Genomic DNA, 19022 nt, shown 5'->3' on the forward strand with positions numbered 1-19022 from the left:
GACATATCCTCGAAATTGGGTTGAAAGGGCGCTGTCACCGGATAGCCCAAGTTCAAGCTTGGGGCTTTTCGATCGACAGAAGGTCGGCAATGCCGATGCGCCGGGCGAAGTCGATGCGCATGCGCTCGGCGATCTCGATCACTTCGGCAGCGCCGTCACCGACGAAATCGATGACCGATCGAGCGGGGCGCGATCCTTCCGGCAAGCCGACGATGCGCACGACTTCGTCAGCGACGGCCTGCGGATCGGCATGATCCGGCGTCAGTTCGCTGAGACGTTCGCCGACCCGGTCCAAAAGACCGTCATAACGGGAATAGGCCCCAACCGTTTCCTTGTCCGCCGGACGTCCCGCGGTCGGAAAATGGTTGGTCCCACGGGTAAAGGCGCCGGGCACGACAATCGAGGTCTCGATGCCGAAACGCGTCAGTTCGTAGGACATGGTGACGGCAAGGGAATCCATTGCGGCCTTGGCAGCGGCGTAGGGCCCAAGGAAGGGCGGAAAGCCGCCTTTGGTGGTGGTGCTGCTGATCCACAGGACAAGCCCGTGCTCACGCTTGCGCATTTCGGGCAGCACGGCGCGATTGACCCGCTGCACGCCGAAGAGGTTGGTGTCGAAAACTTTGACCAGTTCCTCCGGCGTGAACGCCTCGGTCGGACCGATGACGAGATGGCCGACATTGTGCATGACCACGTCGATGTGGCCCTGTTCCGCAATGATCGCCGCAACGGCGGCGTCCGCAGAGGGCTGGGACACCACGTCGAGTTCGAGCGGGCGCAGATCGTATCCATCGCGCTCGGCAGCGGCGCGCATCGCTGAGGCGCGTTCGCTGTTGCGGCCATCAATGCCGCGCATGGAGGCGTAGACCGTGTGCCCGGCGCGGGCGAGCGCTTCTGCGGAAAGTTTGCCGATGCCTGAGCCGGCGCCGGTGACAAGAATGACGGAAGACATGGTTCTTTTCCTTGGTTCGACGATGGGATGGGCGGGAATGTCAGGCAACGCCGCCGTTGGCGCGCAGCACCTGGCCATTGACCCAGCCGGCATCGGGACCGACAAGGAAGGCCACGACACTGGCGATGTCGTCCGGCTGACCGAGCCGCTCAAGCGGCGGCATCTTGGCAAACTGCGCGACAAGCTCCTCGCTCTTGCCCGACAGGAATAGATCGGTCGCAATCGGACCTGGCGCGACAGTGTTGACGGTGATGTCGCGGCCGCGAAGCTCCTTGGCAAAGACATGCGTCAGGGCTTCGACGGCGGCCTTGGTGGCGTTGTAGACGGCATAGCCCGGCAGGTTGAGGGCGAGCGTTGTCGAGGAGAAGTTGACGATCCGGCCGCCGTTGCGCATGCGCTTTGCCGCTTCGCGCAGGGTGTTGAAGGTGCCCTTGGTGTTGATGGCGAAGTGACGGTCGAACTCTTCGTCGCTGGTTTCGGCAAGCGCCACCGTCTTCAGGATGCCGGCATTGTTGATCAGCACGTCGATGCCGCCGAAGGCCGCCTCGGTTGCGTCGAACATCCGCTTGACCGCATCAGGGTCGGCAACATCGGCCCTGGCGGTCAGGGCGCGGCCGCCCTTTTCCTCGATCCTGCGTGCCAGTTTCTCGGCGGAAGCGGCGTCGCCGGCATAGTTGATGACGACTGTGAAGCCGTCGGTGGCCAGGCGCTCGGCAATCGCCGCGCCGATACCGCGCGAGGCGCCGGTAACGATCGCGACCCTGTCGGTGTGTTGTTGCATGATCTTTCTCCTTCGTTGTGAAGCGGCTTGGCTTCGTTGGTGAGGAGAAGATGACGCCTTTCACATTCCGGATAATCATGCATAATTCTGCATCATAATCCGGAAAGTACGAACAAATGGACAGATTCGATGCCATGCGCGTGTTCTCGCGCGTTGTCGAAAGGCGCAGTTTCACTCAGGCCGCGGAGGATCTCGGCCTGCCGCGCTCGACGGTGACCGACGCCGTCAAGCAGCTGGAGGCACGGCTAGGCGTTCGCCTGCTGCAGCGCACGACACGCCATGTCAGCCCGACGCTGGACGGTGCTGCCTACCACCTGCGCTGCATCTCCATTCTCGACGACATCGAAGATGCCGAGGGCGCCTTTGCCGGTGCCAGGCCCAAGGGCCTGCTGCGCATCGACGTGCATGGAACGCTGGCGCGACACTTCGTGCTGCCGAGTCTGCCCGCCTTTCTCGCAGCCTACCCGGAGATCGAGCTCTACATGAGCGAGGGCGACCGTCTGGTCGATCTCGTCCGGGAGGGCATCGATTGCGTGCTTCGGGTCGGCGAACCGCAGGACAGCGACATGATCGGGCGGCGCATGACGATGCTGGACGAGGTTACCTGCGCGTCGCCCGACTACATCGCCCGCCACGGCAGGCCCAAAAGCTTCGGCGGCCTGGAAGGACACCGCATGGTCGGCTTCCGTTCGTCGATAACAGGCGTTCCGATACCGCTCGAATTCCAGGTCGGGGACAAGGTCGAACATGTCGCGCTGCCGGTGACGGTCGCGGTCAACGCTGCCGAAAGCTTCGTTGCCGCCGCAAGGCTCGGGCTCGGGCTCATTCAGGTGCCGCGATATCACGTCGAGCGAGACCTGCATGCGGGTACGCTTGTCGAGCTTCTCGAAAGCTGCCGTCCGACGCCGACGCCGGTTTTCCTGCTCTATCCGCGCAACCGCCAGCTTTCACCGCGCGTGCGCGTCTTCATCGACTGGCTGGCCGGCGTGTTCGCTGCGGGCAACATTCGATAGCGGATCTTCAATCCGCCGGCAGTTCTGGATCCCAGGTGAACAGTTCCTTGGCCCGCGCGATCCCGCGCAGGGCAAAGCGCCCCAGCGACACAGCGTCCGCCTGAAGCTGCGGCGGGCAGGCCTCGACGAAATCCGCCGACATGATCACCTGCCGTTCGACCGAGCGGCACATCGAAGCGATGCGGCTGACCTCGTTGACCGCCGGGCCGACGACGGTGAAATCGAGGCGGTTCTGGCTGCCGATATTGCCGTAGAAGACCTCGCCGATATGCAGACCGAGATAAACATCGGTGGTCGGCTTTCCCTCTTCTTCGCGACGAGCATTCAGCACTACCAGCATGCGCCGCAGTTGCCGCTCGGCGGCGATCGCGTTGGCGCAGGCGGTCGCCGGCTCGTCGGCGTTGAAGATGGCGAGCACGCCGTCGCCGATCAGTTTGAGGACGCTGCCGCCGTGATCATGAATGGCCGAAATCACCGTCCCCGAATAGTCGTTGAGGAAGGGGATGATGTCCTCTGGGGCGGCTGTGTCGGAGATCCGGGTGTAATTGCGCAGGTCCGAAAACCACATCACGGTTTCGATCCGCTCGGCCTCTCCACGCACGATGCTGCCCTCGACCACGCGCCGGCCGGCGTCGGCGCCGAGATAAACATCGGCAAGCGTGCCGATGATCCGGACGCAGGAGGTGGTCTTCACCGCAAGGGCAAGGGTCGGCAGAAGAATGCGAAGCGCGGCGATATCCTCGTCTGCAAAGCCGCTTTGCCGACGTGTGGTCCAATAGGAATAGAAACAGTCCATTTCGCCGACGCGGCCCCGGTCGGTGAAATGGTGGATCATGTTGAGGCAGTCGGTATGGCCCTCTTCCTTGAGGCGGTCGAGCACCTGGTATGGCACCGAAGGTTCATCGGCGAGGCGCACGCGCCGCTCCGGTTCGCGCGCCGTCAGCATGTGGTAGAAGATCGAGCGATGCCAGTTCGCCTGCGCTTCTCCTCCCGTGGTCGAGGAATATTGCACGACCTCCGGCGTCACATCACTTTCGCTGTTCCATTGGAACGCGCGTCCCTCGAATTCCGGATGCAGCGTGTCGATCAGTCCCTGCGCCCGGGCAATGTCCATGCCCGCCGCCAGGCAACGCTCGCAAAAGCCAGCGAGCATCTCGGGCTCCTCCAGGCCCTTCAGGCCTTCTTCGGACAGCCACAGGATGATGTCGCGGATCTGTTGGTCGTTCATTGCTTGTCCCGCGTTGGAGCTGCCGGTGGTTTTGCGGTTGGCATTAGCCTCACGCATTATCAATAGCCGAGTCCGGCATGAGAACAAGCAACCCCTCAAGGCTCTGTGCGGTTCCAGGGCCCGCCACGGTTCAGGTCTCGAGCAGATAGGATGGCGCCGCCCGCAGCCGGGCAATGTCGCGTAGCGGCGGCGCGCCGAAAAGGCGGGCGTATTCGCGCGAAAATTGCGAAGGGCTATCGTAGCCGACATGATGTCCCGCCGTGGCTGCGTCGATTGCCTGGCTAAGGATCAGGCGGCGGGCTTCCTGCAGCCGGAGCTGCTTTTGATATTGCAGCGGGCTCATCGCCGTCACCGTCTTGAAGTGCTGGTGGAAGGACGAAAGGCTCATATTGGCGCGCTCCGCCAGGTCCTCGATGCGCAGCGGCTTGCGGAAGTCGCGCTTGATAACGTCGATCGCGCGGTTGACCTGGGTCAGCTTGCTCTCGGCCCGGGCGATCTGGCGCAGACGGTGGCCCTGCTCGCCCATCAGCAGGCGGTAGAGGATCTCGCGTTCCGCCAGCGGCGCCAGGACGGCGATTTCATCGGGTCTGTCGAGCAGGCGCAGCAGCCGGACGATCGCGTCGAGCAGCTCCGGCGTGGTGTCGCTGAGAAACAGGCCCGGTCCGGGCAAACCGCCATCGATCAGCGACGATCCAACCTCGACCACCATTGCGCTCAACATGGTCGGGTCGAGGTCGAGGCGCAGGCAGAGGTAGGGCTTTTCCGATGATGCGTCGATGACCTGGCCGATGATCGGCAGGTCGACGGAAACGGTGAGATACCGATTGGGATCGTTGCTGTGGACTGTGTCGCCCAGCATCACCTGCTTGGATCCTTGCGCAATGAAGCAGACAGCGGGCACGTGCAACGTATGGATTGGCTCGGTCGGGCTCGACGACCGGATCAAAATGAGGCGCGGTATCGCTGTCGACAGCACGCCGTCAATGCCGCTGTTGCGCTCCATCAGACGTTGGAATTCTTCGAGATCGCCCAAGGCCGTTTTCCTTCGTGCGGGTTTGGCGTCCGGCGCAGGCTGACCTTTCCCGGGCGCAAGTTCAACGGGATATATGGGGCGGGAGCGGCAGACGTCGTCAGCCGCCGCCCCCTTGGTCTAATCTTCGCGGCGCAGGACCATGCCGGCATGGTAGAGCACGCCGTCGATAAAATCGCCGTCGGCGGTAAAGCCGGTATCGTCGACATAGTCGATATGATTGCTGGTCACCCAGTAACGGCCCTGATAGGCGCTCTGCCGTTTGCCGCGCGCTTCGTCATAGCGGCCGTCGGGCAGGAGGTGGTGGCGGACATGCCCATCTTCGGTTGCCCACATGCCGATATAGGGGTGCAGTGCCTGTTGCATGGTTTTTTCCTGTGCGAATAGCGGATCTGGCGAGAGAGCGGAAAGGACAAGGCCCATCGCCATCCATGTTCGAAGAGTGCGGTTCATCTGCGGGCGCTCCCTCGAACCGGGTCAGTGCGGGCTTGCCGTCGGGCGCACTATGATTTCGCTGACATCGACATCTTCAGGCTGTTCGATGGCATAGGCGATTGCCCGGGCAATTGCGGTGGCCGGTATCGCGATCCGCCGGAAGTCGCGCATCGCGCCGCGGGCGGTCTCGTCGGAGATGCTCTCGGCCAGTTCCGATTCGGTGACGCCGGGCGAGATGACGCTGACGCGGATCCGATCGGTTTCCTGGCGAAGGCCATCGGAGATCGCCCGGACGGCAAATTTTGTCGCGCAATAGACGGCGGCGGTCGGCGAGACGGCGTGACCGCCGATCGATGACAGGTTGATGATCTGGCCGCTGCCCTGTTCGTTCATGACAGGCAGGCTTGCGGCAATGCCGTTCAACACGCCGCGAATGTTGACATCGATCATCCGGTTCCACTCATCGACCTTGACGGCGGAAAGTGGCGACAGCGGCATGACGCCCGCATTGTTGACGATGACGTCGAGCCGGCCGAATTCGCAAACGGCATGGGCGACGAAGGCCTGCATATCATCAAGGTCGGTGACATCAAGCGCCTTGAAGCTGGCGGCGCCGCCGGCGGCGCGGATTTCGCCGGCAAGGGCCGACAGCCGATCGGTGCGTCGTGCACCGAGGACGACGCGGGCGCCGGCGGCGGCCAGATATCGCGCGGCGGCCTCGCCAATGCCGCTGCTGGCACCGGTGATGGCAACGACTTTGCCTTGAAGCTCGGACATGTTGTTCCTTTCGAGATAGACTGAGGACCTCCCCGGTTCCGAAAGTCACCATGCGCCGTCCCGCTGAAGGAGCGGTAGAACAGCACTCCGGTATTCTTGCACGATTCTCCGAATGGCTCGCAGCAACGGTGCCGAAGCGTCGTCGGGCGATTGATGCCGCGGACCTAAACGGCCAGCTGGAGTGCCCGCCCGTCATTTTTCGCCGGCACAGCGCAGCAGATGAGGGCCTCGCCTTGGCTGACCTCGAACGAGGGCCGCTGCGGATAGGCGACGTCGCCTTCCAGAACCGGCGTGCTGCAACTGCCGCAGCTGCCGTTGCGGCAGCCATATTCTGGCGAAAGGCCGCGGGCCTCGGCCAGGTCGAGCAGAGTACCTTCGCCCGGTTGCCAGCGAGCTTCCTTGCCGGAGGCCGCAAAAATCACGCGGACCGGTGTGCTGGCCGGTGGCTTCGCCGTTGCCGACAATCCGATATCGGGGCTGCGCGTGAGTGAAGAAAGACCGAAGGTCTCCGCATGGATGCGGGCGTCGGCGATGTTCAGCGCGCGCAGGCCGTCATAGAGCGATTGCATGAAAGGCCGCGGACCACAGAGATAGAAGTCGTAGTCGTCGAAGGGCAGGATTGATTGCAGCAACGGGATGTCGATGCGGCCGGCGGCGTCGTAGTCCTCGCCAATGCGGGCTCCATCCGGTTGGCTGAGCACGCGCGTCAAGTGGATCTTGCCTTGGCCGGCATCGATCAGCGATGCGATCTCCTGGTCGAAGGCGCGTTCATCGAGATTGCGGGCCGATTGGAACAGCCATGTCGGGCGGATACGCCGTTTGCGCTGCCCCTCATAGAGGATGTCGCGCACCATCGCGATCATCGGCGTGATGCCGACGCCGGCGGCAAGAAGCGCCGCCGGCCGCCGTTCGGTCGCGTCGATGACGAAGCTGCCGGCCGGTGCCCGTGCCTCGACGATGTCGCCCGGGCCGAGGGCGTGGAGAAAGGACGAGACGGTGCCGTCACGCTTGATACTGATCCGGTAGGCTCCATCGGAAGCGGCGGCCGAAAGCGTGTAGCTTCGAACGGCCGGCTTGCCCGCCGTCTTGATGCGGATCGACAGATGCTGGCCGGCGCGAAACGGTACCAGTCCCGCATCGTCCGCCGGCTCAAGGTAGAGCGAGCGGATGGTCGTGCTCTCCGCCTGCGTGCGTATGACCCGAAAAGGCCGCCATTCTCCGGCACGTGCAGCGGCGCGCAGGCGATCCTCCGTCTGCTTCCAATCGCCTGTCATCAGCGAATTGGGCGACCGGCCAGCTTCGCCAAACGACCAGCGAAGCGGCGATCCGTCCGGCCGGTAGACCACCTGCCGCGGCCGAAAGCGCCAGAGGCGTTCGGCGCCCTGGAAGGCGTCGATTTCCGGCGAGGCGAGGATGACTTCGGCCTCGCCCGTCATTTGCAGCATGTCTCCGGTCGCAAAATCGACGAAGAGCAGACCCGCCTTGGGGTTGAGCATGAAATTGCCAAGCGTGTTGAAAAACAGGTTGCCGGCGAAGTCGGGGATCGTCAGCACGCCATCCTCGCTAACACGGACAAAGCCGGTCCTGCCGCCGCGATGCGAGACGTCCACCTGACGCCCGCCGTTGTCGCGGTCGACGTAGGAGGCGACGAAGAACGTGTCGGCGTTGGCGATGATCTCCTTCGCACGGGCATCAAGATCGTCGAGGTGGACGGGGCGCGTCTCCGGCGGAGCGTTCGGTTGGCGCACGAATGAAAAATCCCGAAGCTGAATATATTGCGGACAGTTGCCGAAGCTCTGGCCGACGGCGACGGCAAAGCGATCGTCGTCCATCCGTCGGATCGTGCCGTTCAATCGGTTCCGCCGCCGCGTTTCCAGCTGGATGCCGAGCATGGCGATCGCGGCTCCGTCCTCCATGCCGACATCGGCGGGGTCGTTCCGGTCGCGTGGCAATTGAACATCGAGGGCATGGGCGTCGGGCGCCTGCATGAAACCCGGTTCGCCCGCCCGCAGGCTTGCCCAGACATTGCCGGTGGGATCGACGGTCCCAAGCACGATGAAGGGCAGCAGCGGATAGAACTGTTGATGTTGTTCGGGCATGAAGGTGCGAACGAAATTGCGGCCCGGCGCGTCCATGCGGTCGACGACGCCGAGGCTGCGTTGAATGGCGAGTTCGCCCTCATGCCACGGTGACGCGGCGCGGTTCGGTTCGATCGTGTCCGGCATCGGTGGCTTCCTTGCTGACGGGAAAGGCCAGGGCGAAGCAATCCGCCCTGGCAAGGGCAATTATGCGGCAAGGCCTGCCGCCGTTTTCTGGAAGCCGACGAAACCCGGTAAGGCCTCGATGCGCCCGAGCCAGCCCCTGACGTTGGCGTAGCCGCTGAGGTCGACATTGCCTTCGGGCGCACTGGAGACATAGCTGTAGAGCGCGATGTCGGCGATGGACGGCCGGCTGCCCAGCAGGAAGTCGCGGTCGGCGAGTTCGGCCTCGATCCGCTCCAGGATCCGATGCGCTCTCGCGATCACCTCTTCGGGGCGAAGGCTTGCGCCGAAAACGGTAACCAGCCGTGCGGCGGCCGGTCCGTAGGCGATTTCGCCGGCGGCGACCGACAGCCATTTCTGTACTTTCGCCGCACCGACGGCGTCTTCTGGCAGCCAGTCGGTGCGGCCGAGCTTCTTGGCGAGATAAACGAGGATGGCGTTGGAGTCGGTTACCACAGTGTCGTCGTCGTCGAGCACCGGGACCTGCCCGAAGGAATTGAGCTTGAGGAAATCCGGCGCCTTGTGCGCCCTGGCCAGGAGGTCGACATCGACCAGTTCGTGCGGCACGCCAAGCAGAGCCAGGAAGAGCTGTGCGCGGTGCGAGTGACCCGAAAGCGGATGGCGGTAGAGTTTCATTGCAATTTCCTCTTGGTAGCGGAGCCCGTGGATCGGGAGCACTGGCAGACGCTCCATGCGCCCCATTTCGCCTGCGTCTGCGGTAGCGAAAACCGGATCATCGGAGCGCCTGGCGCGGTTTCGGACGGTTCGGAATGAACTGCCTTCCCCAGCAATCTATGCCCTTCCAGATTTTAGCTGTAGAGTGCGTTCTTGATAGATGGGCTCTTGAATATTGGAAGGCAGATGGATCGACTGGATGCAATGACCGTGCTGCTCGGTGTCGTCGAGGGCGGAAGCCTGTCTGCTGCGTCGCGGCAGCTGCGCATGCCGCTGGCAACGGTCAGCCGCAAGGTGTCGGAGCTTGAAGCCCACCTCGGCGCGCAATTACTCACCCGGACGAACCGCAGGGTCCAGCTGACGGAGGCGGGGCGATCCTATGTCGAAGCGGCACGGGAAATTCTCGCTCGGGTCGACGAGGCGGAGCGGGTGGCCGCCGGCGAATACAGCGCGGTAAAGGGGGATCTGACGATGACGGCGCCGATCGTCTTCGGACGGCTGCATGTGCTGCCCGTCGTCGTCGATTTTCTGAAAGCCAACCCTGAGGTCAACATGCGCCTGTCGCTTGGCGATCGGCTCGTCAGCCTCGTTGACGATCACATCGACGTCGCACTCAGGATCGGCAATCTGCGCGACAGCAATCTGATCGCCACCAAGCTCGGTACGATAAGGCGGGTCGTTTACGCGAGCCCGAGCTATGTCGCCCGACATGGCAAGCCGGGCCATCCGCAGGAACTTGCCGACCATGATTGCATCACGTTCGAAGGCTTGATGTCGAACCGTAGCTGGAGCTTTGCCGATGAGAGGGGCGAGATGGCCGCACCGATCCGGTCACGCCTCGCGGTCAACACTGCAGAGGCCGCGGTCGACGCTGCGGTTGCCGGGCTCGGCCTGACGCGCGTTCTGTCTTACCAGGCGGCACGCGCCGTCGCCGACGGTTTGCTCGTGCCGTTGCTGGAACCTTTCGAGCATCCGGCGCTGCCGGTTCAACTGGTCTATCTGCCGCAGGGCCACGTGCCGATGAAACTCAGGGCCTTCGTCGATTTCGCCGCCCCTCGGCTCAGGGCTGTGCTGAAATGACGACCGCCGCAGCTTCCTCCACGGATTTTTGCGCTGATATCACCGGCTGATCTGCGGTGCCTCGCCGACGATGGCACCCCCATCACCGGTCGCCGCATGCAGGTTACCGGCCGACCGCGGCTGAAGCACCGCCGGCAGCGGTCGCGGTCGATGGACGAGCGTAACCAGCACGAAGGACAGGATCATCAACAGGTACCAGGCGCCCAGCTTATGCAGCGATACCGGTGTCCAGCCGGCATGCTGCGAGGGATAGATCCAGGCGCGGGACCAGGTTCCGATGTTTTCGGCAAACCAGATGAACAGGGCGATGAGCAGAAAACCAATGACCAGCGGCATGCGGTGGCGGAACCGGAAGACGCGGTAGTGCACGGTCGTGCGCCAGAACAGGATCGCGATGATCGCAAAAAGCAGATAGCGCAGGTCGAAGACGAAGTGGTGCGTGAAGAAGTTGGCATAGATGGCGAGAGCCAGCAGTACCGTCGCAGAGCGCGGCGGATAGTGGGTGTAATGCAGCTCGAGAATACGGGTCACGCGCGCCAGGTAGGAGCCGACGGCCGCATACATGAACCCCGAAAAAAGCGGCACGCCGCCGATGCGAAAGAAACTGGGCTCCGGATAGATCCAGGAGCCGACGGACGTCTTGAAGATCTCCATGAGCGTGCCGACGATATGGAAGATCAGGATAACCTTGGCTTCGGCAATGGTCTCGAGCTTGCAGGCGAGCATGAGAAGCTGGATGCCGAGTGCAGCCAGGAAAAGGAAATCGTAACGGGCAAGGCCGATCTCGTCCGGCCAGAACAGTTTGGTGGCGATCATCAGCGCCAGCAGCGCGCCGCCGAAAAGGCATGCGAAGGCCTGCTTGATGCCGAAAACCAGCAGTTCCGTCAGACCGCCAAGCAGGCCGCTGTCGGGAAGCCGGTCGAGCAGCCGGTGCGCGGCCGCGTCGATGCGCGCTTCGAGCGATGTGAAACGTCTATCGTCCGATCGCCGAGCCACGCGAATCGCCCCCTTGCCAGTGCCGCTGGTGCGGTGCCGGGGCAATGCGGTCGAATTGTGGATCAGCCCGAGCTTGACGCTCGGGCTGATCCACAACCTCGTCTATGTGAGACGCGTGGAGCCGCCGGCTACCGGAACAGGCTTGGCAGCCAGAGGGATAGGCCGGGGATATAGGTGACGAGCATCAACACGGCGATGCTTGCGCCGAAGAACGGCCAGATCGTGCGCATCGCCTCGCGGATCGAGATCCCGCCGACGGCGCAGCCGACAAAGAGCACGGTGCCGACCGGTGGCGTGTTGAGGCCGATGCCGGCGTTCAAAATCATCACCACGCCGAAATGCACGGGGTCGATGCCGAACGCCTTGACGACAGGTAGAAGCACAGGCGTGCTGATGATGACCAGCGGCGCCATGTCCATGAAGGTGCCGAGCAGCAGCAGAATGACGTTGATCAGCAGTAGGACAATGATTGGATTGTCGGAGATCGCACTGATTGCCGCGACCATGCCCTGCTGAACCTGCAGGAACGCCATCAGCCAGCCGAAGGAGGCGGCGGTGCCGATGACCAGCAGCACCATCGCGGTGGTGCGCACCGCCTGCAGAACGGCCTCGACAAAGCCGTTCCAATCAAGTTCGCGGTAAACGAGGAGTGCGACGAGAAGGGCGTAGAACACGGCAATGCACGAGCTTTCGGTCGCCGTGAACACGCCCGAGCGCACGCCGCCGAAGATGATGCCGATCAAGAGCAGCCCCGGAAGCGAAGCCAGCAGATAGAAGCCGAGGCGGCGCAGGCCCGGGAAGGGCTCCGACGGGTATCCCTTTTTCCGCGCCACCACATAGGCCGTGACCATCAGGGCGGCGGCCAGCAACAGGCCGGGCAGGATGCCGGCGGTAAAGAGATCGGCGACGGAGACGTTGCCGCCGGCCGCGATCGAATAGAGGATCATGTTGTGGGAGGGCGGGATCATCAGCGCGATGATCGCCGCGTTGACCGTAACGTTGACGGCGTAGCTGCGGTCGTAGCCGCGCGCCGCCATCTGTGGGATCATCAACCCGCCGACAGCGGATGCGTCGGCAACGGCGGATCCGGAAATCCCTCCGAACAGCGTGGAGGCGACGATATTGACCTGGCCGAGGCCGCCGCGCAGATGGCCGACGATGCCGGCGGCAAAGCGGATCAGGCGGTCGGCGATGCCACCGCGCACCATCAGGTCGCCGGCGAAAATGAAAAACGGAATGGCCATCATGGCAAAGACGTTCATGCCGGAATTCATCTGCTGGAAGACGACGATCGGCGGCAGCCCCATGTAGATGACGGTCGCGAGCGAGGCGATGCCGAGGCAGAAGGCGATCGGCATGCCGATCATCATCAGTATGGTGAAGGTGCCGAAGAGAATGCTGTAGGCCACTATGCTGCCTCCTGAATGACGATGTCGGCTACCGGAGCTGCGCCCAGAGACACGTCGGCGAGCCGCTCCGCCGCAAACAGCGCGATCAGCAGGCCACCTGCGATCATCGGAAAGAAATCGACGCCGCCCGGCCAGCCGAGCACGGGGATCGTCGCGGCCCAGGTGCCGGCGGCAAGCAGGGTCGAATAAAAGCTCATGGCCAGGCCGAAGAGCACGATCAGGGAGAGGCTGACGAGGTCCATCAGGCGCTGTACGGCAGGGGACGCCGAATGGCGGATGAAGTCGAGGCCGAGATGCACGCTCTCGCGCACGCCGACGGCAGCTCCGAGCACGATGAACCACGACATCAGATGCAGCGACAGCGGTTCCGACCAGCTGGGCGTGTCGTTGAGGACATAGCGGGCGAAGACCTGCCAGCCGACGATTGCCGTCATGGTGACGAGACCCAGGCCCGAGATGTAGAGCGAAAGCCGGCTAAGCCGGGCAAGCACAGGCCTGACGGCCTGCATGAAACGCCACATTGCCTTTTCCTCCGTAGACTGCCGACGAGCGGAGTGTCCGCCCCATCGAGCCGGACACTCCGTAAGGTCGCGGGATGCCGCTAGTTGATGGCGCGGATCCGTTCGAGAAGATCCTTCATCTGGGGATCAGTGACGAAGCGGTCGTAGACCGGCTTCATCGCCGCGGAGAATTCGGCCTTGTCGACGGTGATGACGTTGGCCCCGGCTGCGCGAACCGTTTCCTCCGACGCCTTCTCCCGTGCCGTCCAGAGTTCACGCATCTTCACCACCGATTCCTTCGCCGCTTCTTTCAGGACCTTCTGGTCGTCGGGCGAAAGCTTGTCCCAGCTCATCTTGGAAATCACGAGGATCTCCGGATTGAGGGAGTGTTCGGTCAGGGTGTAGCTCTTGGCAACCTCGAAATGCCTGGAGGATTCGTAGGACGGCCAGTTGTTTTCGGCGGCATCCACGACACCCGTCTCAAGCGACGAATAAACCTCGCCGAAGGGCATCGGAGTGGCGTTGGCGCCGAAGGCTTCCATCATCGCGATCCACAGATCCGACTGCTGGACGCGAACCTTCATGCCCTTGAGGTCGGCCAGCTTCTCGATCGGCTTCTTGGTCGAATAGAACGAGCGCGCGCCGGAATCGTAGAAGGCGAGCCCGATCAGGCCGTGCGGTTCGAAGGCGGCCAGCACCTCGTCGCCGATCGGTCCGTCGACGGTCTTGTGCATGTGCTCGGTCGAGCGGAACAGGAAAGGAAGCCCGAGCACCACGGTTTGCGGCACCAGATTGTTGAACGGTGCGGCGTTGACGCGGTTCAGGTCGATGACGCCGAAGCGGGTCTGCTCGATCGTGTCCTTCTCGCTGCCAAGCGCTGCGTTGTTGGTGACGTCGATCTTGATGCGGCCATTTGTGCGCTTGGCAACCAGCTCGCCCATGTATTTCACCGCCTCGACGGTCGGATAACCATCCGGGTGGATGTCGGCCGAGCGCAATGTGATTTCCTGCGCCTGCAAGGTGCCGGCGCCAAGGGCAACGCCCAGGGCCAGGCAAAGCGTTTTTGCGATGTTCATTTTGTCCTCCTCCTTCTTGTAGCGCCGAAGCCTCCTCGCTCCGGACGAATGCGGGTGGCTTCAGGCACCTCCGTCCGTGAATGGCTTCAAGCCAAAGAGCCGTTCAGGATTTTCGACGAGCACGCGATGACGGGCTTTAGCATCGGGCAGCCAGCCCAGAACCGTGTCTGTCAGTTCGGCGTCGTCGGGATAGTCGGCGTTGGTCTTTGCGAGGTTGTGCGGCCAGTTGCTGCCCCAGACGACGCGTTCGGGCGCGTGCGCGGCAATCGCGCGCGACAGCGCGGCGACGTCGGCAAAGTCGGGGCCGCCGACTTTTGAGGATTCGTAGACGCCTGCGAACTTGAACCAGCAATTGCCGGCGTCGATCAGTCGCCTGACCGCGGCGATTTCGGGCCCATCGGGTGCCGCGCCGGAGAAAAACTTGCCGTGATGATCAAGGACCCAGCGGGATTTTAGCGTCTTCAGTCTTGGTTCGTGCTCAAGGATGTTGCTGCCGTCGAACTGGACGGCAACCATCCAGTCGCGTGCTGCCGCGCGCTCATCCACCGCTTCGAGTTCGTCGAGGCCGACGGCGCCACCAGGCAGATCCATGATCCTTGCGCCGATGACCCCTGCGGCCGATAGGGCATTCAGCTCGCTTTCCGAGGTTTCCGCGCCGAAGGCTGCGACGCCGCGGGCCACGGGGCCCATCGCGTTCAGGCAGGCGATCAGGTTGGCATTGTCGCGCTGATGGGCATTGCCCTGGGTGATGATGACCCTGTCTATGCCGAGCCAGCGCATGAATTCTCTATATTGATCCGCATCGGGCAGGGCGCCGGCGGGCAGCGCTGGCCCGCCCGGGCGGGCGGGAAAGCCGGGCAGATACATATGCATCTGCGTGTCAACCGTGCCTCTTGGCAGCGCGATTTTGGGCGGGCGACCGGAGAGCATTCTGACCAGCATCTCAATCATCCCTCATCCGGAACTCGGCAAGCGCATCGCGGTCGATCTCGATGCCAAGTCCCGGGCCATCGGGGATTTTGACAACCCCCTGGTCATGCTCGATCGGTGTTTTGATCACCGCCTGTCGGAACGGGTTTTCAGTGCGATCGAATTCCAGGATCGGCTCGATCGGATTGACGCGTACCGGATTGGGTACCATCGATGCCATGAACTGGAGGGCTGCAGCGATATGAACCGCCGTGCCCCAGACATGCGGCACGACGCGGATGCCGTGGAGTGCTGCCAAATCGGCGACGCGCCGAGCCTCGGTGAACCCGCCGACGCCGGCGAGATCGGGCTGGAGAATGTCGACGGCGCGCGTCTCGACCGGTTCGCGCATGCCCCAGCGGCTGTGCCAGGTTTCGCCACCGGCCACCGGTATCGGCTGGCCGGCGCGCACCTCGCGATAGGCGCCGAGCTGTTCCGGCACGACCGGCTCCTCGAACCAATCGATATCAAGTTCGGCGGCCTTGCGCCCGAATTCGAGCGCTTCGAGCACGTCGTAGCCGTGATTAGCGTCAACCATCAGTCGCATGTCCGGCCCGACGGCGTCGCGCACAGCACGCACGACGGCGAGGTCTTCGCTGACGCCAAAGCCGATCTTGATCTTGCTGGCGTGAAAACCCTCTGCGTGATAGCGCGCGACTTCTGCAGCATTGTCCTCGACGCGGTCGATACCGTCGCGCTTGAAGCTGCCGGTCGCATAGGCCCTGACCGTTTCCCGGAAGCGCCCGCCGAGAAGCGTGGAGACAGGTACGTCGAAATATTTGCCCTTGATATCCCAAAGCGCGATGTCGATCCCCGACAGGGCAGTGAGCGCGAGGCCGCGCTGGCCCTGGTCGCGCAGCGCATTGTAGAGCCGCGCCCAGATCTTTTCGGTTTCCAGTGGATCGGTGCCGACAAGCCAGGGTGTATAGGCGCCAACCACTGCGGCGTTCGGCCTTGCCGGGCCGAGGCATTCACCCCAGCCGGTGGTGCCGTCGTCGCAGACAATCTCCACCAGCACATGGGCGCGCCGGTCGAAGCGCATCGACGCGCTCTCGAACGGCACCGCAAGGCGATGCTCCAGCAGATGCGTGCGGATGGCCGTGATTTTCATCCTAGCGTTTCCAGGGCGCAATGAGCGTTGCGAGCATGTCTTCTTCCTGAGGCGTCAGGTCGTCGAGCGGCGGTCGAACGCTGCCCGCATCGAAACCCTGCAGCCGGACGCCGGCCTTGATCGCGGCGACGGCATAGCCCTTGCGGCGGTTGCGGATGGCCATGAAGGGGTAGAAGAAATCCCGCAGGATTTCTTCGCAGCGTGTCCGATTGCCGGCGCGCAGTGCCCTGTAGAATTCGACGGCGAGCCCCGGCACGAAGTTGAAGACGGCTGACGAATAGGTGGTGAAGCCCGCTCCGAGATAGGCTTCGGCGAAGAGTTCGGCCGTCGGCATGCCGCCGAGATAGGTGAGCCGGTCGCCCATCGTAGCGGTGATCTGGCGGATGAGGCCGATATCGCCCGTTCCATCCTTGAAGCCGATGAGGTTGGGGCATTCGTCGCACAGGCGCTTCAGCGTATCGACCGCCAGCACCGAGTTGTCGCGGTTATAGACCATGACGCCGATGCCGACAGATTGGCAGATCTCTCTCACATGAACGAAGAGCCCTTCCTGCGGCGCGTCGATCAGGTAATGCGGCAGAAGCAGGATGCCGTCCGCGCCTGATTTTTCGACCGCGCGGGCCAGTTCGACGCCGATCTCGGTGCCGAAGCCGCATCCCGAAACGATCGCGGTCTTGCCGGAAGCCTCCTTCGCGGCGGCGACGATGCCGGGTATTTCCTTCGGTGAAAGCGAAAAGAACTCGCCGGTTCCGCCGGCGGCAAACAGCACCGGAGCGTCGAAGCCGGAAAGCCATTCGACGTGGCGACGGTAGCTTTCGGGACGGAACTTTCGCTCCGTGTCAAAATGCGTCACGGGGAATGACAGCAGGCCGGCGCCAAGCGCGGCCTTGATTTCTTGCGGCGTCATGCTGGATTTCCTCTGCCTGCCTCCTCTGGCAATGTTGTCGTACATGTATGATGAATTTGTGTCAACAGCTTATCGTACAGGTTCTCGCTGTTCGCGTAGCAACGTCCGGTAGCGTGCCTGGCTGCCGCGCAGATGCCGCCGCATTGCTTCCCGGGCACCCTCCTCGTCGCCGTTCGATATGGCAACGACGATGTCGTTGTGCTCATTGTCGAGCATAGCGATATAGGCCGACTGGTCCTGTTCGCTGTCGTCGTTGCGCAGCGCCCCGCGCGGGATGACGTTTCGGCCGATCATGGCCAGGAACTCGCGAAAGCGCGGGTTGTTGGTGGCCTCGGCTATGGCGAGATGCAGGGCAAAATCCGCCTCGACACTGGAGACGCCGGCGTTGAGACAGGCGCGCACCGCATAGTGCCGTTCGATGATCACCTCTTCCTGCGCCGGCGACCGGCGAAGCGCTGCAAGCCCCGCGGCTTCCACCTCCACTGCCGTTCGCAATTCCAGCAGTTCGATCATCGAAGATACCCGTGCCGGGTCGATATGCTGCAGGAAGAGCGCTACGGGGCCGGCGGCGGGCGGAGTGTCGAGCACGAAAACACCGGCGCCCTGGCGCGCTTCGACCAGCCTGTCTGCCCGAAGTGCGGCGATCGCCTCGCGCACGACCGTTCTGCTAACGCCATGGGTTTCGGAGAGCTGCGCCTCGCTCGGCAGCTTACTGCCCGGGGGAAATTGGCCGGCGGCAATCGCGCGCCGCAGCGTGTCGCCGAGCCTCGACGTCAACGTGCCTGTTCCGGTGCCCGGCTCCAGTTTCACCTGAACGCTCATCTCGTCTCCTTCTTGTGGTCGTTGGCATGCTACCGGCTACCTGGCCAACCTGTATGCCAAATTCATCGGCGCTTGCATCCCATGTCCGATTTATTGACGCCATTGCCTCAACCTGTATGATGAGTTGAGCGTAAATGCAATGCATCGATACCGGCTGCGCGGCGCGCCGGTTGCGGAGGACGAGACTTGAAGCGATTGTTGATCACAGGTGCTGCGGGCGCATTGGGTCGCGCCATGCGGGGGCGGGTGGCCCATCTAGCCGAGGTCGTACGCCTCTCGGATATCGCCGATCTTGGCACCGCAGCGCCGCATGAGGAGATCATGTCCTGCGATCTCGGCGATGCGGCTGCCGTGCATCGGCTGGTCGAGGGCTGCGATGCCATTCTCCATCTGGGCGGTATCTCGGTCGAAGACAAGTTCTCCAAGATCCTCAATGCGAACCTGCTGGGTCTCTACAATCTCTACGAAGCAGCACGGGCCTATGGACAGCCGCGCATTCTCTTTGCCAGCTCCAACCATACGGTCGGCTTCTACCGGCAGGACGAGCACGTGGAGGCGGATGCGCCGATGCGTCCCGATGGCCTCTACGGCGTGTCGAAATGTTTCGGTGAGGCACTGGCCCGCATGTATTTCGAGAAATTCGGCCAGGAGACGGCGCTGGTTCGCATCGGCAGTTGCATGGAGAAGCCGGTGAACCACCGCATGCTTTCGACCTGGATGTCCTATGACGATTTTGCGGCGCTGATCGCCTGCGTCTTTAGAGCGCCGATGCTCGGTTGCCCGATCCTTTGGGGGATCTCAGACAATGACAGCCGCTGGTGGGACAACTCACACGCCGCCTATCTCGGTTGGCGGCCGCGCGACAATGCCGAGCGCTTCCGCGCCGAACTTGAGACCTCCCCCGGCCGGCCGGAGGTATCGTCGCCGCTGGCCGTCTACCAGGGCGGATTGTTCACGCAGGACCCGATCTTTACCGAGGACTAGGGGGATGGTAGCCTGACCT

Annotated in this window: 19 protein-coding genes; 3 read left to right on the top strand and 16 right to left on the bottom strand. The window is 63.2% G+C overall.

The window, feature by feature from the left end; translation table 11 throughout:
• Window positions 1–52 precede the first annotated feature (52 nt).
• Window positions 53–949: an SDR family oxidoreductase gene (locus AC244_RS06220; RefSeq protein ID WP_053247935.1), complete on the bottom strand. Its 897-nt coding sequence runs from the start codon at window positions 947–949 to the stop codon at window positions 53–55.
• Window positions 950–989: 40 nt separating this feature from the next.
• A complete protein-coding gene (locus AC244_RS06225; protein ID WP_053247936.1) occupies window positions 990–1730 on the bottom strand; it encodes an SDR family oxidoreductase in 741 nt (246 codons plus the stop codon).
• 116 nt (window positions 1731–1846) lie between these two features.
• Here AC244_RS06225 and AC244_RS06230 point away from each other — a divergent pair, with 116 nt between their 5' ends.
• Window positions 1847–2743: a LysR family transcriptional regulator gene (locus tag AC244_RS06230; RefSeq protein WP_053247937.1), complete on the top strand. Its 897-nt coding sequence runs from the start codon at window positions 1847–1849 to the stop codon at window positions 2741–2743.
• A 7-nt stretch (window positions 2744–2750) separates the two neighbouring features.
• Here the strand turns inward: AC244_RS06230 and AC244_RS06235 are convergent, their stop codons facing one another.
• From AC244_RS06235 to AC244_RS06260, 6 genes are all read right to left on the bottom strand, one after another.
• Window positions 2751–3971, bottom strand: coding sequence for an adenylate/guanylate cyclase domain-containing protein (locus AC244_RS06235; RefSeq protein WP_053247938.1), 1221 nt, complete (start codon window positions 3969–3971; stop codon window positions 2751–2753).
• A gap of 130 nt (window positions 3972–4101) precedes the next feature.
• Window positions 4102–5004 (bottom strand): AraC family transcriptional regulator, encoded by a 903-nt coding sequence (locus AC244_RS06240; RefSeq protein ID WP_234716861.1) that lies wholly within the window; start codon window positions 5002–5004, stop codon window positions 4102–4104.
• 117 nt (window positions 5005–5121) lie between these two features.
• A complete protein-coding gene (locus tag AC244_RS06245) occupies window positions 5122–5430 on the bottom strand; it encodes an Atu4866 domain-containing protein (RefSeq protein ID WP_414735888.1) in 309 nt (102 codons plus the stop codon).
• A gap of 48 nt (window positions 5431–5478) precedes the next feature.
• Window positions 5479–6213 carry an SDR family oxidoreductase gene (locus AC244_RS06250; RefSeq protein WP_053247939.1) on the bottom strand — a complete coding sequence of 245 codons (735 nt, stop codon included), beginning with the start codon at window positions 6211–6213 and terminating at the stop codon, window positions 5479–5481.
• 164 nt (window positions 6214–6377) lie between these two features.
• Window positions 6378–8438 carry a pyridoxamine 5'-phosphate oxidase family protein gene (locus AC244_RS06255; protein WP_053247940.1) on the bottom strand — a complete coding sequence of 687 codons (2061 nt, stop codon included), beginning with the start codon at window positions 8436–8438 and terminating at the stop codon, window positions 6378–6380.
• A gap of 60 nt (window positions 8439–8498) precedes the next feature.
• A complete protein-coding gene (locus AC244_RS06260) occupies window positions 8499–9110 on the bottom strand; it encodes a glutathione S-transferase family protein (protein WP_053248389.1) in 612 nt (203 codons plus the stop codon).
• Window positions 9111–9335: 225 nt separating this feature from the next.
• Between AC244_RS06260 and AC244_RS06265 the strand changes: the two genes are divergently transcribed.
• The gene (locus AC244_RS06265) at window positions 9336–10229 is read left to right on the top strand and encodes a LysR family transcriptional regulator (protein WP_053247941.1); all 894 of its coding nucleotides are present in this window, start codon (window positions 9336–9338) and stop codon (window positions 10227–10229) included.
• A gap of 39 nt (window positions 10230–10268) precedes the next feature.
• Here the strand turns inward: AC244_RS06265 and AC244_RS06270 are convergent, their stop codons facing one another.
• The 8 genes from AC244_RS06270 to AC244_RS06305 form a co-directional block, all read right to left on the bottom strand.
• The gene (locus tag AC244_RS06270) at window positions 10269–11225 is read right to left on the bottom strand and encodes a DUF817 domain-containing protein (RefSeq protein WP_053248390.1); all 957 of its coding nucleotides are present in this window, start codon (window positions 11223–11225) and stop codon (window positions 10269–10271) included.
• Between the two features lie 128 nt (window positions 11226–11353).
• Entirely contained in the window at window positions 11354–12634 is a 1281-nt protein-coding gene (locus AC244_RS06275) for a TRAP transporter large permease (RefSeq protein ID WP_082366756.1), read from the bottom strand.
• The gene (locus AC244_RS06280; protein WP_053247942.1) at window positions 12634–13155 is read right to left on the bottom strand and encodes a TRAP transporter small permease; all 522 of its coding nucleotides are present in this window, start codon (window positions 13153–13155) and stop codon (window positions 12634–12636) included. Before AC244_RS06280 ends, AC244_RS06275 begins: the two co-directional genes overlap by 1 nt.
• A gap of 80 nt (window positions 13156–13235) precedes the next feature.
• Complete coding sequence (locus AC244_RS06285) at window positions 13236–14210, bottom strand: TRAP transporter substrate-binding protein (RefSeq protein WP_053247943.1); 975 nt, start codon at window positions 14208–14210, stop codon at window positions 13236–13238.
• Window positions 14211–14270: 60 nt separating this feature from the next.
• Window positions 14271–15152, bottom strand: coding sequence for an amidohydrolase family protein (locus AC244_RS06290; RefSeq protein WP_053247944.1), 882 nt, complete (start codon window positions 15150–15152; stop codon window positions 14271–14273).
• Between the two features lies 1 nt (window position 15153).
• The gene (locus AC244_RS06295; protein ID WP_053247945.1) at window positions 15154–16290 is read right to left on the bottom strand and encodes a mandelate racemase/muconate lactonizing enzyme family protein; all 1137 of its coding nucleotides are present in this window, start codon (window positions 16288–16290) and stop codon (window positions 15154–15156) included.
• A 1-nt stretch (window position 16291) separates the two neighbouring features.
• Complete coding sequence (kdgD, locus tag AC244_RS06300) at window positions 16292–17197, bottom strand: 5-dehydro-4-deoxyglucarate dehydratase (protein WP_053247946.1); 906 nt, start codon at window positions 17195–17197, stop codon at window positions 16292–16294.
• A 69-nt stretch (window positions 17198–17266) separates the two neighbouring features.
• Window positions 17267–18019, bottom strand: a complete 753-nt coding sequence (locus AC244_RS06305) for a FadR/GntR family transcriptional regulator (RefSeq protein WP_053247947.1) — start codon at window positions 18017–18019, stop codon at window positions 17267–17269.
• 186 nt (window positions 18020–18205) lie between these two features.
• Between AC244_RS06305 and AC244_RS06310 the strand changes: the two genes are divergently transcribed.
• Complete coding sequence (locus AC244_RS06310) at window positions 18206–19003, top strand: NAD-dependent epimerase/dehydratase family protein (RefSeq protein WP_053247948.1); 798 nt, start codon at window positions 18206–18208, stop codon at window positions 19001–19003.
• Window positions 19004–19022 lie beyond the last annotated feature (19 nt).

The organism is Ensifer adhaerens, from assembly GCF_001270265.1.
In the GTDB taxonomy this organism is placed as follows: Bacteria; Pseudomonadota; Alphaproteobacteria; order Rhizobiales; family Rhizobiaceae; genus Ensifer; species Ensifer adhaerens_B.